The organism is Roseobacter sp. MH60115 (genome assembly GCF_015644665.1).
GTDB lineage: Bacteria > Pseudomonadota > Alphaproteobacteria > Rhodobacterales > Rhodobacteraceae > Roseobacter.
Genome location: NZ_JADOBQ010000015.1, coordinates 1 through 13471, shown reverse-complemented (window position 1 = coordinate 13471; position 13471 = coordinate 1). Strand labels below are relative to the sequence as shown.

Here is a 13471-nt window from a genome sequence, read left to right as displayed (position 1 = left end):
GTTTCAACAAGCTCAAACACTTCCGACGCATCGCCACCCGCTTCGACCGCCGCGCAATCTATTTCCTCAGCTTCCTGCACATTGCATCAGCAATACTATGGATGCGCTGAATGTCGATTCAGCCTAGGGCTGCGAAAATCGGTACCGGCCCTAGCGTCTTGATGCTAGGGTTCATGAAAATCAAGCTGCAGGAGAGGGGCACATGTCTGTCATTGTTCGTCTTGCCGGAATTGCTGATCTTGACGAGGTCGTCGATCTCCTCCTTCTGGATGCCGAGCACCGACACATGACTGATCCGGCGATCTGGAAGCTGGACGCAAACGCCGGTGACAGAGTCCGATCCACCGTGAAGTCCGCAATGGAGAACGACAATCCGCCGTTTCGCCAACAGTGGCTTCTCGCTGAAACCGACGCTGGTGCTGTTGGCGTTGCCCACACAATCCTTTTACCGGTCCCGCCGATCTACGCGGGCGATTTTGGCGCTCCGGGCTTGATGATGGAGGATTGTTTCGTCGCAAAGGAAGCGCCCGCCGGCACGGCAAATGCGCTTTTGGACGCGGCGGAAGCCGATCTTGTCGCAGCAGGCGCCAAAATCTTGCTGGGCGCATCGGTAACCGACGGTGCCTGGGAAGCAGCCTACGCGGCGCGAGACCACACGCCATTGACCTTGTATTTTGCAAAGGTCGGTCTCGAAAAGGTCGGCGATTTTGAAGGGGTCAGAAACGCCACAGCAGAAGATGTGCCCGCCATCGTCACCTCCAGTGCCGAGAACAGGAAAATCTTGTTTGACCTTAATGCATTCTGGAAGCCGCATCGCGAGGCGGACGCACGGTTTGACGTCTGGATGAGGAAAAGCCTGACACTTGCAGACCGCGATATGTTTGTGTGTGAAACAGAAGGTGAGTTTGAAGGCTATGCCATTTCACAGCCCTCAACGCAGCTGCATTTTCCCGCACCGCACGACATTTCGGCAGTTGGCTTCATTGATGACTATTTTCACGATGATTTTTCCGACCCGGAAGCGCTGGACGGCGATGGTGTGGCTGCACGAGATCTTCTGACTGCGGCAGAGGTCGCACTCCAAAATCGCGTAAACGATGTGGTTTTGGTTGTTTGTCCTGCCGCCTGGTCATCCAAAATCGATGTGCTGAAGAGCGCTGGCTATCGCACCGCCATCACATGGTTCATAAAACGTTAGCCCCCGGAACACAGCGCTTGGCCGTTGGCCCGATGCAGGGCTGGAGGGTGGGGTCAGGGCGCGGCCTTTAGGTCTCTGGCCCGATCAGACAGATGCGCCCAGAGGCGATCCCGGTCCACAGGTTTGGACATGAGCGGCAAGCCGAGGGTCTTGCAGGTCTGGCGCAGCTCGCGCGTACGATCGGCGGAAACGATCGCCGCAGAGATCGGCCCGTAGGTCTCCGTGATTTTCTGGTAGAGCGCGGTGCCGGTGTTGCCCTTGTCGAGCTGGTAATCGAACAGAAAGGCGTCGGGAATGAGTTGGATGGCATGCATGAGCGTCAACGCTTCGTCGGCGGAATGTGCGTGGATCACCTCGCCGCCCATGTCCTCCACCACCAGCGACAGGGCGCCCGCAAAGGCCGGATCGTTCTCCACCAGCAGAACCAGCAGCCCGTTAAGGTCTTGCGACGTGGTATTCTCCGACCCCGCGCGCTTGGCATCATGCGGCAGGGCGGCGGTGTCGATGGGCACATTCAGGGAAAAACAACTGCCGCTGCCCGGTTTCGACCACAGGCCCAGCTCGTGCCCCAACCCCTTGCAGGCGCGTTCCACGATGGCAAGACCCAGCCCCAGCCCGCCATCGGCAGGGTCGGGGTTGAGGCGGCTGAACTCCTGAAAAATCTGTTCCTGATCCGCTTCCGCGATGCCGCAGCCAGTGTCCCAAACCTCGATCCGGGCCGAGGTGCCGCTGCGCCGCACGCCCAGCAGGACGCGGCCCTTGTCCGTATAGCGCACCGCGTTGGAGAGCAGGTTCTGCACGATGCGCCGCAGATAGGCCGGATCGCTGCGCACCGTCAGTGAGCTGTCGAGAATGTCCAGCGCGATGCCCTTCGCCGCAGCCGTGGCGGCCAGTTCATCGCGCAGGGGCGCCAGAATGTCTGAGATGCGCATCGTCTGGACTTTGAATACGGCCTTGCCCGCGTCCAGCTTCGAGATGTCCAGAAGCGCTTCGATGATCTGCTGCGCGCCGTTCAGCGCGGCCTCGGTCTTGCCGATCACGTCCTGCGCGTCATTGGTCGTGACCTTATCCGCGAGCGAGGAGACAAAGAGCTTGGCGGCGGAAAGCGGTTGCAGCAGGTCGTGGCTGGCAGCCGCAACGAAACGGGATTTTGAAGCATTGGCGCGTTCGGCTTCGGCCAGGGCCACGCCAAGCTCCTGCGTCCGGTCCCGCACCCGGCGTTCAAGCTGCTCGTTCATCTCGAAAAGCGCGCGGGCGGCTTCGCGTTCCGCCGTCACATCGGTGAAGCTGATCACGAAACCATGGTCCGGCATTTCCTGCGCAAAGACGCTGTAGATGCGGCCATCTTCACGGCGGATTTCAAAGGCAATGGGCGGGCGGCCATGGGCGCGGTTGGCCCAGCTGCGCAGGCGCTCGGCGTCCACCTTGTCGGTGAACACCAGCTGATCGCGCAGACGGTTGATCAGGTAGGAGAAGTTCATGCCAAGGGTGACGCGCGGTTTGGACAGGGCCAGAAAACCATCCATCTTGCTGTTCCAGCCCACCAGCGTGCGGTTGCGATCAAAGATGCAGACGCCCTGGTTGAGGTGGTCGAGCGTGGCCTGCAGAATGCGGGCTTGTTCGTCGCGCAGCTTGTCGCGTTCCTGTCGCTCCAACTGGATGATGTCGGAGACGTCCGTTTGCAGAATGACCGTACCACCGCCGGAGGTGCGGTGTTCGCTGACCTGCAGCCAGCGGTCACGCAGCAGGCTGACATTGAAGACGACATGCGGGTCGCGGTGATGATCAAGGCGCCGCTGTGCCCAATCCTCGGGGGTCTGGTTCTTGGGCAGCGACAGAAACCGGCTTTCGGAGACCAGCGAGACGTAGTCTTCAAACGGCAGGCCAGCGCTCAGGCCAGGCACGATGTCCAGCAGGTCCTGACAAAACCGGCTGTTGAAGAGGACAAGCCGGTCATCGGTGTCAAAGAGGGCAAAGCCTTCATCGATGGTCTCGATGGCCTCGGCGAGGTTGGACCGTGCGGTTTCGGTTTCCGCGCGGGCGACCTCCAGGCGGGCGTTGGAGTCCTGCAAAAGATCGAGCGTGCGTTCCAGATCGCGGGTCCGTTCGCGCACCTGGCTTTCCAGCAGCGCCGCGCGTTCGAACTGCCGGTAAGCGAGGCCGGATTCCTCGCTTTTCTGCTCCACCCGGCGCATCAGCGATTGCGCGATCACCAGCAGTTTCTCGTTCTGTTTCTCGACCGTATCGGCGGGGTTAATCAGCGACATGCGTTGTTTCATCCGCATCGGCCGGGTAGAAGGCCACCCCGCTCATGGTGTGGTTGACATGCAGCGGGCCGATCTGTTCGCCATAGGTCGAAAACCCGATCACATTGTGTCGCGACAGCACGTCGGACATGGCGCGGACGATCTGCGACTGCTCCGCCTCGATCCGGCGCAGGATGCAGTCACAGCCGATGATGTCGCTCGGGGCGTTTTCCGTGGAGAGTTCCTGCAGTTTGCGTTCCAGATGGGTGACCATGTTCTCAGGCTGCGCAACCGTCAGCACCATGCCTTCGTCCACTGCAGAGAAGAACACAAGATCCCCGTCTTCCGTGACCTGTTGAATGGCGCGGACATGATGCGCGTCACCGATCCGCACCACAACCGGATGGGCGGCAAAGGTAAAGCGGTCCAGCTGTTCGGGGTCCTTGCCGACGATCCGCGCATATTCACGCGCTGCCGGTTCTGCGTTGATGGCCCGCACAATGCGGCGGGCGGGGTCGGCATCTGTCACCACCATCTGTTCGCCGGTGGGCACCAGATGATCGAGGCTGAAGACCTTGGTGCGCAGCCGTGTGCGCACCAGCGTCAGCACGGCGGCGTTATCGGCCACGCGCCCGTTCAGGCCCACAAGCGTCTGGCGGAAATCAGTGCCGTCCCCGGCAGAGCCGCCAAAGATCTGCGTATCTCCCAGCGCCGGGGCAATCGTCGCGCTGAGCGTGTCTTCACTCAACGACAATCCATCCACGACCAAAAAGCCGAAACTGTGAGGCAGTTTGGAGGCACGCTGCTGCAACCCCATGCGCTCCAGCGTGATCTGATCCACAAGCGCCTGCGCATCCAGATCATCGACTTTTTCAATCAGGATGGAACAGGAGGCGAAATCCTCTGCCGGAAAGGCGATGGCGACAATCGTGCCCTCGTCATATCCGGCACCGGTGATCTCACCCGCCGTCGTGCAGGCGACAACATCCGTATCGGGATAGACCCGCCGGGCTTCGGCCACCACGCCCTGAAAATCGGCGAGCGGCGTGGCCATGATCGAGATGAAGCTGAACGGCCCCGGCCCGAGCACATCGTGCAATGCAGCCACAGGCGACGTGTTGGACCAGCACACCTGTGCGGTCCTGAGTGCACAACTCTCGTCAGGCTGCACTGGGTCGGCGGCATCCGCAAAACCAGCGTTGGCGTTCATGTTTGTAACTCTCCCTGCAGGCGAGGATAGGACGCCTAGGAAGAACTTGGCAAGACATTTGCGAACTTGGCATCCTGCGCCACCAGCACGGCCTGTGTCCGGCTTTGCACGCCCAGTTTGCGCATGATCGCGGTGACATGTGCCTTGACCGTGGTTTCCGCGATGGAGAGGTCAAAGGCGATCTGCTTGTTGAGCTTGCCTTCACAGATCAGTTCGAGAATGCGTGCTTGCTGGTTGGTCAGGCTTGACAGACGCGAGACGGCCTTGGTGCCCTCCTCGCAGGTGTCCCCTTCGACGAAACCGGCAGGGGTGAAAACGCCGCCCCCCGCGATATGCTCCAGCGCCTCCTGAAACACCGACCGATGGCTGTGTTTCGGCACGAAGCCCGACGCCCCCGCTTCTATGGCGCCGCTGATGATCGCGTTGTCGGTCATGGAGGAGACAATGATCACCGGGGTTTTATCCGCCGCGCGCTTGAGACGAATGAGCCCGTCCAACCCACTGACATCCGGCAGGTTCAGATCCAGCAGGATCAGGTCCGGCGCCGTGTTCCCGTCGATCTTCTCCAGCGCGTGTTCCATGCTGTCCGCGGTCACGATCTGTGCAAATTCGGCAACCGATTTCAGGGTAAGCTCGAGAGCGTCGCAAAACAGCGGATGATCGTCCACCACGAGCGCCCAGCCGCCGCGCATTTTGGCATGAGCTGAAAGGGAGGCGTCTTGCGTGTTCATGGCTTTAGGCTAGTGCCGAAACTTGCAAAAATCTACTTGGCAAAAAGTCTCATAGAAAAAGGCGCACCCCAATATGGGATGCGCCCGATTTTTCAGTACCTTACCCTATCAGTTGGCGGCAAACTGACGGGGCAGGCGGAAGGTCCAGAGCATGCCGCCTTGATTGAGGTAGCTGACCTTCTTGGCCACTTCGCCGCCCCAGAGCGGCACCGCACCGCCCCAACCGGAGATCACGGTCACATATTGCTCGCCGTCCTGCTCCCAGGTGATCGGCTGGCCAACGATGCCGGAGCCGGTCTGGAAGGACCACAGCTGCTCGCCGGTTTCGTCGTCAAAGGCGATGAACTCACCACCCGGCGTGCCGGTGAAGACAAGGCCACCTGCGGTGGTCATCACACCCCCCCAAAGCGGCGCTTCGTCTTTATACTCCCACTTCAACGCGCCCGTGTCCGGGTCGATCGCTTTCAGAGAGCCAATGTGGTCTTCGTAGTTTGGCTTGATGGTGAAACCGGAGCCGAGGTAGGCCGCACCTTTCTTGTAGGTGATCGGCTCGTTCCAGATGTCCATGCCCCACTCGTTGGAGGGCACATAGAAGTTGCCGGTGCGCTGGCTGAAGGCCATCGGCATCCAGTTCTTGCCGCCGAGGAAGCCCGGCGAGGAAAACACCACCTCACCCTTCTTCCCATCGGCGGACGCCGCAGGGTCACCGGGGCGGTTGTCCTCGATAAAGATCGGACGTCCGTTCTCATCGATACCTTCTGCCCAGGTGATGTCCTTCACGAAGGGCACGGCACTGACAAAGGCGCCGTCCTCGCGGTTGAGCACATAGAAGAACCCGTTCCGGTCGGCAGTGGCATAGCGCATATTGCCGTCGCGGTCGGTGTAGGAAACCACCTCGTTCACACCGTCATAGTCCCAGCCCTCGCGCGGGGTGGTCTGGTAGTGCCACTTGATCTCGCCGGTGGCAGGATCAACCCCGATCCGGCTGGCGGCATAAAGGTTGTCGCCCGCATTGCCCTCGGTGGGTTGGCCTGCGTTGCGCAGGTGGCTGTTCCAGGGTGCAGGGTTGCCCGTGCCAAAGACCAGCGTGTCGGTGTCCGCGTCATAGGACCCGCCGAGCCAGGTGGCACCGCCGCCGGTCTTCCACATGTCGCCGGGCCAGGTCGCGTTCAGCGTGCCGGTCATGGTGCTTTCTTCGCCGTTGAGCGTGCCCATGTGGCCCTCGATCACCGGACGGGTCCAGACCATGTCGCCGGTTTCCGCGTCGCGCGCCTGAATTTCACCGACGATGCCGAACTCACCGCCCGAGTTGCCGGTGATGATCAGGCCATTCACGATCAGCGGTGCGGCAGTGTAGCTGTAGCCCGCCTTGTAATCCGCGATCTTCTTGTTCCAGACCACATCGCCGGTTTTCTGGTTCAGCGCGACGATGCGCGCATCCAGAGTGCCGAAATAGATGTTGTCGCCATAAATCGCCGCCCCGCGGTTGACCACGTCGCAGCAGGGCAGGATGCCTTCGGGCAGGCGCGCGTCATATTGCCAGAGTTCCTTGCCGGTCTTCACATCGATGGCGAACATCCGGGAGTAGGACCCGGTGATATACATCACGCCATCATGCACAATGGGTTGGGTTTCCTGACCGCGTTGTTTCTCACCACCGAGCGAAAACGCCCAGGCCGGTACAAGATTTTCGACATTGTCCTTGTTGAGAATGTCGAGCGGCGAGTAGCGCTGCAAATGCCGCCCCATGCCGTTTGTCAGAACATCTCCCGTGGATGCCGCGTCGTTCCGCAGCATCTCTTCGGTAACTTCGGCATGAAGCGATGTCGTAGCGAGAAGCGCAGCTGTCACTGCAATCGCGAACCTTTTCATGGTTTTCCTCCCTTGAGCTTTTGCAACAGGTCCGGAGCCCAAAGACTCCACGACCGGTTGCCCAGAGTATTCAACCAAAGGCCGTTTCTAGGTATTGGCCAATGGTCGTATGGTCAGCCGGGCCCGCGCGGGTGTGCACTGTTGGCAGGCCGTGGGAGGGGATGGAAATGAAATATGGTTTGATCTTAATGGGTTGCCTGATGACCACCGGGGTGGTCGCCGAGGAGCGGCAAGTCTATCTGGAAGCGCAGGATGGCACCCGCATAGAGATCGCATCGCTCATTCTTGCCGGGGACGGAACCTATTCGGTGCAGATGCAGGAGGCCGCTTTCGCCAATCACTTCCTGTCGATGCGCCCGTTCAAATGTCTGGAAGGGCCTGCAAAACACTGGTGCCACGTGCCTTATCCCTACGAGATCGCGCGGGATGTCTCGGCGGACCTGACCGATCTGGAATACGACTTCCTGTTTCTGTGGAAAGGCGCAGGCGAGTACGGGATCAACATGTGGAACGGTGTTTACTACGACTTATCCGAGCAGGATGGTGTCATCGTCGGGACATTGCACGAGATGGATATGAACCTGCTTGCGGCGCCGCCCGACGCGGGAGAGCTGCGCCCCTTGAAGGCCGGTGATTTGCACGAAAGCGACCCGGACAGCCATTGGCTGCCGCGCATGGTCATCGAGTGATCACCTAGAAAAACGGGCCGTATTTTGAGTTGTCCGCATCGGGCGTGACCTCGTCGAGATCATAGCCTGCGCCCTGCAGGCGTTTGGCAATGGCCAGACCGTTTCGGGCTGCCTCATCCACGTATTGGCGTCCCAGCGCTTCGTCCCGGGCCACGCCGTGGCCGCGCATCAGGTCGAGGCCGTAGTTGAACTTGCCCACCGGGTCGCCTGCCTCCGCCGCGCGGCGATCCCACTCTGCGGCGGCATCGGGGTCATACTCACCGCCCAGCCCGTTGTTGTCGAGCTGGCTCATCCAGGTCATGGCACCGGTGTATCCGGCGTTGGCACAGTTCTGAAACAGCAGTCGCGCCGTTTCATGATCGCCGGATTTGGTCATCATATAGCCCATGGAACAGAGCACCATCCCGGTCTCCCCTGCGTCCGCACGCTGGCGAAAGCTCTGCCAGGTCATCTCATCGGGGTTGGTGATGCCGAACTGGTTTGGATCTTCACTGTCGGCCCAGACCGGTGCGGCCAGACTGCTTATCACGATCAGGGGCAATAACCGTTTCATGGTCCAACGATAGCATCGCCGGTGGTGTTTTCACAGGCGCCAATGGTCGTAGAGCCATTGGCCTGTTGCATCCCTCGGGTAGAGAGTGGCGCGCTCACGTCAGCCCGAGATGATCAAAAACTGCCTGCCGCTGCGCCTCGCCCTTCGTACCGGGCACCTTGATGAGATGGCTGCCGGATTTCAGAGCCCATGGCGCGCTGGAAATCGGCTCATCTGCCGACAGGATGATGGGGCGGCAGGTTTTCCTTGTTTTTGCCTGGCGGCAGACCCGCGACGCCAAGACCTTTGTCGTCATCGACACAGGCAGGGCGTTTCGCGGCAGTGTTCGCTCCGGGGTGCGGAGCGGGGGTCAGTTGGTCGGGCGGAAGGCGGCGCCCCAGGGAAAGCGGCCCACCTTGATGGACTTGATGGCTTCGCGTTTGGCCACGTCAATCACGGTTACATCACCGGAAACACCGTTGGTGGTGAACAAGAGCGAGCGGTCTTCGTTGAAATCCATATGCCAGACGCGGCGACCGACGAGGATGTAATCCTCCACCTCATAAGTTTCCGCATTCACGACCGCCACGTGGTTCGACGGGCCAAGCGCCACGAAGGCGTGTGTATCGCCAGCAGTGAATTCAAAGCCCACGGGTTGCACACGATCAGGATGCACGCCCTGCACCTCAAAACTGATCTTGGCTTTCTCGGCCTGGGTGGCCGTGTCGAAGATCGTCAGCGTGCCGCCGATCTCGGAGCTGACCCACATCTCGCTGCCGTCTCTTAGAAATTCCGCGTGACGCGGGCGGCTGTCGACCAGCGTATTGGCGAAAAGCTCTTGTGTTTCGGTGTCGATCCAATGCGCCATGTTGGTGGTCTCGGAGGTGGTGATGGCGATCTTGCCGTCAGGGGACACCGCCATGCCCTCGGGTTCTATGCCCACATCGATCTGCGCCACGACCTTGCGACTTTCGGTATCCACGACGGTGGTGATCGCATCATCCTCATTGGCGATATAGAGGTGGCGGTCGTCCGGGTGCAGCACGAATTGCTCCGGGTCCTCGCCCGAGGGCAGATCATGCAGGATCTCGCCGCTGTTCGGGTCCATCACCTGCACGGCGTTGCTGTCGGAGGCACAGATGTAGAGCAGGCTGAAATCCTTGGAGAAGGTGATGCCGCGCGGGCGTTCCCCGGTTTCGTAGGTCTTGATCACCTCCAGCGTCTCAGTCGAGATGACCGAGACGGTATCGTCCTTTTCGTTGGTGACCCAGATTTCGCCCGCATGGGCGGTGGTGGTCAGCAAGAGAGCGGCAAGCGTTGTTCGGATCATTGAAATGCCTCGCATGTGCTTTCGGGTTGGTCGAGCCCGAGTGAATCCAATTCGTTGACCTGATGCAGGAACCCGTCCAGCGGCGCCTGGGCCACCAAGGCGCGCGGGTGCACGATGGCGATGGGCTGGCGCAGCTGACCGTTCCAGGCGCGGTATGTCAGGGGACGCCCCTTGAACCCGGCAAGCTCAAACGCGTCTGACAGGATGTAGGCGCGCAGTGTCTCGGGATCGACGGCGTTTGTCCGGGTCACCGCCTCGCCCAGGGTGCGCATGGCAGCCCAGGCGGCATAGTCCTGCGATGTCATCTGCCGGTTATGGGCTTTTTCAAAGCGCGATTGCAATTGTGCCGCCCCCCATTGTTCGATCACGGGGGACCAGGCGACCGCCGACAGCCCCTCGGACCCGGTCACGGGACGCGCCTCCCATGTGTTGTAAAGCACGTAGCGCCCGAAATCATGCACCTCATCGGCGAGGATCATGGCGTCGTAATCGCCGAAATCCTGCGTGAAGAGCGGCACTTCCTGCGACGCGTTGCGCCGCATGTCCGCGTCAAAGGCCCATTCCTTTTCCCCCGCGAGGTCGAGGCCGAATTTGACAAGTGATTGCCGCACTGCCTGCGCATAGGCTACGTCCTGCGGATGCGTGCCGGTGATCATCACCAGATCGGTCCAGCGCTTTTGCACAAAGACCTGCGCGAGCGCATCCGTGCGCATCGCATCCGAGGGCAGGGTATGAAAGAGATTTGCACGGCAGTCCGCGTCGCGCAGGGTGATGTCGCCCGAGGAGGTGTTGAAGATCAGCGCACCCTGCGCTTCGGGCAAATCGGCAATGGCGGTTTGAACCTCTGCAGGTGCACTGATGATGAGATAGGGGCTTGTCGCCAACAGCGCCTTGGCGGCGGCAATCGGGTCATCCCCCTCGGGCACGTAAGTCTGGCTCAGCTCATATTCTTGCCCCAGAAACCGCCCCGTCGTCTGGTTGTCCTTCAGCCCGGTCAGCGCACCGGCCAGACCATTGTCCTCCGGGATCGGGTCGAGGTTCGACAGGGTCGGGGGCAGCGGTACCTCCACATGCAGGTAATGCGCGCTCAGTGTCACATCCGCCCCAGCGGGCACCGCGCACCATAGTGCGCAAAAGACGGCTAAAAGCTGACGCATGTCCAATTCCTCCCCCGCCAAAGGTAATGGCTGCACGGGAGGGTTGAATAGGACTTTAGTCCCCCACGTCGCACCCAACCAAAGTCCAATACCTTTTGTCAGACCGCCTGACTACAACAGGTGAAAACAACATATTCGATCCCGGGAGGAGAGAAATGACACATCTATTCAAGACCGCTGGGCTGGCCGCGGGCGCCCTGATTGCGGCAGCCACATTCGTGTCGGCGCATGGCGATGTGAAGCCGCAAGCGGTCGATACAACCGGTCTGCCTGACACTGGAGACGAGTGGCTGATCGAGAACCCGTACCGGGCAGAGGCTGCCGGGGAAGAGGTCTGGCTCCGGGCGGTAGAGATCGGCGCGTCGGGCTATAATCAGAACTGTGCGCGGTGCCATGGTCTGGAGGTCGTCTCGGGCGGTCTCGCCCCGGATCTGCGCTTTCTCGAAGCCGAGGAATACGGTGATGAATGGTATATGGAGCGCTTTCGCGAGGGCTACACCCAGAACGGCATCACCAAGATGCCGGCATTTGGTGAGCTGTTGGGCCAGGATGCCGCCTGGGCCATTCGCACCTACATCGAAACCCGTCCCGACGGCGACGCGATGGAAGAATATGCCGAGGAGTTAAAGGCAATGCGCGATCAATTGCAGATGTACGCCGCGGGAGAGGCCGAAGGGGCCGACCCCGATGCCATCAAAGCGCGCCTCAGCGAGATTGCGGGATCGATTGAAACCCTGTCGGGCGCTCCGGTCGCAGATTCGGTGGCCTTTCGCGCGGCCAATCTGATCGATGGCACGCCCGCACGGTACAAGAGCGCCGCCGAGACCCTGACCATCGGACTATCCGCGGCCCAGTAGGTGATGCGTCTCTCTATCTCGCACCATCTTCTGTTGGTTTTCTCCCTGCTGCTGCCGGCGCCCGCGCTGGCGGCAGACCCTTGTGCGGACCACGTCCCCCAGGCCCGTCCGCAAAACGCCAGTCGGGACATCGTCGGGCAAGAGATGGATGTGATCCAGGAACAGGGTCACATGCTTTTTGCCGTCTATGAAGATTATCCGCCCTACAGCTGGGAAGCGGGCGGGAAGCCGCGCGGTGTCGATATCGAGATCGCCCGCATCATTGCCGAAGACCTTGGGGTCGATGCGCGGTTCAATTTCGTGGCGGCGGGCGAAAATCTGGATGCGGACCTGCGCAACAACATCTGGAAAGGCGCGCTGATCGGGGGGCGGATCGCCAATGTGATGATGCGCATCCCGTATGATTCCGCGTTCAAATGCCGGGTGGAGCAGGTGGTCTTCACCGGGCAATACGCCGCCGAATCCATCGCCATCGCCTATGACAAGGCCAGCTATCCGGAGGAAAAACCTGTCCCGGCCTACTTCCGTTTTGATCCGGTTGCCGTTGAAAATGACTCAATCTCGGATTTCTATCTTTCGTCATTCGCGGGCGGTCAGTTGGCGGGCAAGGTGACCCGTTTTGCCGATATGGAAGAGGCCATGGCCGCGCTGCGGGCAGAGGAGACCAAGGCGGTGATGGGGCCGCTGGCACAGCTGGAGCATGGCGTTGACGAGGGGGTCGGTATCCATCAACCGCCGCTGGCCGGTTTTGCCGTCAGCCGCTGGACGCTGGGGGTGGCGGTGAATTTTCGCTATCGTCCGCTGTCCTATGCCGTCGACGATGCGATCCGATATGCCATTGAAGATGGCCGCATTCCGCAGATCTACGCGGACCACGGGCTGACGTATCAGCCGCCGGACAGGTAAATGCGACCTTTGTCCTACTCGGATGGTCGCATAGGCGGGGTAACATGGCGTTGCTATGGTCCTGACAAATTCAGGAGGAGTCGCTGATGCAACTGAGTGACAGTCGAACGATCAACGCCGATGTGGCGACCGTCTGGGCGGCTTTGTTGAGCCCGGAGGTTTTGAAAGAATGCGTGCCGGGCTGTCAGGAAATGACAGGCTCGCCGAGCGAGGGGTTCGAGGCCGTTGTGGTTCAGAAGGTCGGACCGGTAAAGGCGACGTTCAAGGGTGGTGTGACGCTGAGCGAGATGGTGGAACTCGCGAGCCTGAAAATTTCCGGCGAGGGCAAGGGAGGCGCTGCCGGTTTTGCCAAGGGCGGCGCGGACGTGCGGCTGGAGGCCGATGGGGATCAGACGGTGCTGCACTATGACGTGGAGGCCAAGGTGGGCGGCAAGCTGGCCCAGCTTGGCAGTCGGATCATCGATGGGTTTGCCAAGAAGATGGCAGACCAGTTCTTTGACAATTTTCAGAATGCGGTTGGCGCGCCCGAGGCGCTGGTGACTGCGGGTGCTGAAGATGGTGAGCAGAAAAAAGGCTGGTTCAAACGTCTTTCGGGCGGGTGAACGGCAGGAGCTTTGAGGGAGTTTTTGAGATGTTTATGGTTGAGATGTTTGTGAATGGAGTTTTGCGTTCTGGTTCTGTTGAGGGTCGGACGTTGTTGTCGTCGTTTTTGCGGGATGAGTTGCAGCTGACGGGGACGCATG

At 60.6% G+C, this 13471-nt stretch carries 12 protein-coding genes and 2 pseudogenes; 7 read left to right on the top strand and 7 right to left on the bottom strand.

Translation table 11 applies throughout. From position 1 onward, the window contains the following. Positions 1-110 (top strand): annotated as a pseudogene (locus ISX84_RS23340) (IS5-like element ISNeu3 family transposase); the annotation flags it as partial. A gap of 92 nt (positions 111-202) precedes the next feature. Continuing rightward, positions 203-1198: a hypothetical protein gene (locus ISX84_RS23045; RefSeq protein ID WP_195822774.1), complete on the top strand. Its 996-nt coding sequence runs from the start codon at positions 203-205 to the stop codon at positions 1196-1198. A gap of 53 nt (positions 1199-1251) precedes the next feature. On the opposite strand, the gene ISX84_RS23040 is transcribed toward ISX84_RS23045, so the two are convergent. The 4 genes from ISX84_RS23040 to ISX84_RS23025 form a co-directional block, all read right to left on the bottom strand. After that, positions 1252-3465 (bottom strand): hybrid sensor histidine kinase/response regulator, encoded by a 2214-nt coding sequence (locus ISX84_RS23040; protein WP_195822773.1) that lies wholly within the window; start codon positions 3463-3465, stop codon positions 1252-1254. Then, positions 3452-4654: an FIST N-terminal domain-containing protein gene (locus ISX84_RS23035; protein ID WP_195822772.1), complete on the bottom strand. Its 1203-nt coding sequence runs from the start codon at positions 4652-4654 to the stop codon at positions 3452-3454. Before ISX84_RS23035 ends, ISX84_RS23040 begins: the two co-directional genes overlap by 14 nt. 35 nt (positions 4655-4689) lie before the next feature. After that, entirely contained in the window at positions 4690-5385 is a 696-nt protein-coding gene (locus tag ISX84_RS23030; RefSeq protein WP_195822771.1) for a response regulator, read from the bottom strand. A 108-nt stretch (positions 5386-5493) separates the two neighbouring features. Next, positions 5494-7257, bottom strand: coding sequence for a PQQ-dependent methanol/ethanol family dehydrogenase (locus ISX84_RS23025; RefSeq protein WP_195822770.1), 1764 nt, complete (start codon positions 7255-7257; stop codon positions 5494-5496). Positions 7258-7424: 167 nt separating this feature from the next. On the opposite strand from ISX84_RS23025, the gene ISX84_RS23020 reads away from it, so the two are divergent. Beyond that, positions 7425-7946 carry a hypothetical protein gene (locus tag ISX84_RS23020; protein WP_195822769.1) on the top strand — a complete coding sequence of 174 codons (522 nt, stop codon included), beginning with the start codon at positions 7425-7427 and terminating at the stop codon, positions 7944-7946. 4 nt (positions 7947-7950) lie between these two features. On the opposite strand, the gene ISX84_RS23015 is transcribed toward ISX84_RS23020, so the two are convergent. The 3 genes from ISX84_RS23015 to ISX84_RS23005 all read right to left on the bottom strand — a co-directional run bounded on the left by ISX84_RS23015 (position 7951) and on the right by ISX84_RS23005 (position 10965). Beyond that, a complete protein-coding gene (locus ISX84_RS23015; protein ID WP_195822768.1) occupies positions 7951-8499 on the bottom strand; it encodes a tetratricopeptide repeat protein in 549 nt (182 codons plus the stop codon). A gap of 349 nt (positions 8500-8848) precedes the next feature. After that, positions 8849-9808 carry a YVTN family beta-propeller repeat protein gene (locus ISX84_RS23010; protein ID WP_195822767.1) on the bottom strand — a complete coding sequence of 320 codons (960 nt, stop codon included), beginning with the start codon at positions 9806-9808 and terminating at the stop codon, positions 8849-8851. After that, a complete protein-coding gene (locus tag ISX84_RS23005; protein WP_195822766.1) occupies positions 9805-10965 on the bottom strand; it encodes an ABC transporter substrate-binding protein in 1161 nt (386 codons plus the stop codon). Before ISX84_RS23005 ends, ISX84_RS23010 begins: the two co-directional genes overlap by 4 nt. 155 nt (positions 10966-11120) lie before the next feature. Here ISX84_RS23005 and pedF point away from each other — a divergent pair, with 155 nt between their 5' ends. The 4 genes and pseudogenes from pedF to ISX84_RS23335 form a co-directional block, all read left to right on the top strand. After that, positions 11121-11822 carry a cytochrome c-550 PedF gene (gene pedF, locus ISX84_RS23000; protein ID WP_195822765.1) on the top strand — a complete coding sequence of 234 codons (702 nt, stop codon included), beginning with the start codon at positions 11121-11123 and terminating at the stop codon, positions 11820-11822. Positions 11823-11825: 3 nt separating this feature from the next. Then, complete coding sequence (locus tag ISX84_RS22995; RefSeq protein ID WP_195822775.1) at positions 11826-12728, top strand: substrate-binding periplasmic protein; 903 nt, start codon at positions 11826-11828, stop codon at positions 12726-12728. An 86-nt stretch (positions 12729-12814) separates the two neighbouring features. Then, positions 12815-13330, top strand: a complete 516-nt coding sequence (locus tag ISX84_RS22990; RefSeq protein ID WP_195822764.1) for a CoxG family protein — start codon at positions 12815-12817, stop codon at positions 13328-13330. A gap of 29 nt (positions 13331-13359) precedes the next feature. Beyond that, positions 13360-13471, top strand: a pseudogene (locus tag ISX84_RS23335) ((2Fe-2S)-binding protein); the annotation flags it as partial.

Coding starts and splice junctions, on each gene's coding strand:
- ISX84_RS23030 (WP_195822771.1), bottom strand. CDS start 5,385: ATGAACACGCAAGACGCCTCCCTTTCAGCTCATGCCAAAATGCGCGGC.
- ISX84_RS23040 (WP_195822773.1), bottom strand. CDS start 3,465: ATGTCGCTGATTAACCCCGCCGATACGGTCGAGAAACAGAACGAGAAA.
- ISX84_RS23015 (WP_195822768.1), bottom strand. CDS start 8,499: ATGAAACGGTTATTGCCCCTGATCGTGATAAGCAGTCTGGCCGCACCG.
- ISX84_RS23010 (WP_195822767.1), bottom strand. CDS start 9,808: ATGATCCGAACAACGCTTGCCGCTCTCTTGCTGACCACCACCGCCCAT.
- pedF (WP_195822765.1), top strand. CDS start 11,121: ATGACACATCTATTCAAGACCGCTGGGCTGGCCGCGGGCGCCCTGATT.
- ISX84_RS22990 (WP_195822764.1), top strand. CDS start 12,815: ATGCAACTGAGTGACAGTCGAACGATCAACGCCGATGTGGCGACCGTC.
- ISX84_RS22995 (WP_195822775.1), top strand. CDS start 11,826: ATGCGTCTCTCTATCTCGCACCATCTTCTGTTGGTTTTCTCCCTGCTG.
- ISX84_RS23035 (WP_195822772.1), bottom strand. CDS start 4,654: ATGAACGCCAACGCTGGTTTTGCGGATGCCGCCGACCCAGTGCAGCCT.
- ISX84_RS23025 (WP_195822770.1), bottom strand. CDS start 7,257: ATGAAAAGGTTCGCGATTGCAGTGACAGCTGCGCTTCTCGCTACGACA.
- ISX84_RS23045 (WP_195822774.1), top strand. CDS start 203: ATGTCTGTCATTGTTCGTCTTGCCGGAATTGCTGATCTTGACGAGGTC.
- ISX84_RS23020 (WP_195822769.1), top strand. CDS start 7,425: ATGAAATATGGTTTGATCTTAATGGGTTGCCTGATGACCACCGGGGTG.
- ISX84_RS23005 (WP_195822766.1), bottom strand. CDS start 10,965: ATGCGTCAGCTTTTAGCCGTCTTTTGCGCACTATGGTGCGCGGTGCCC.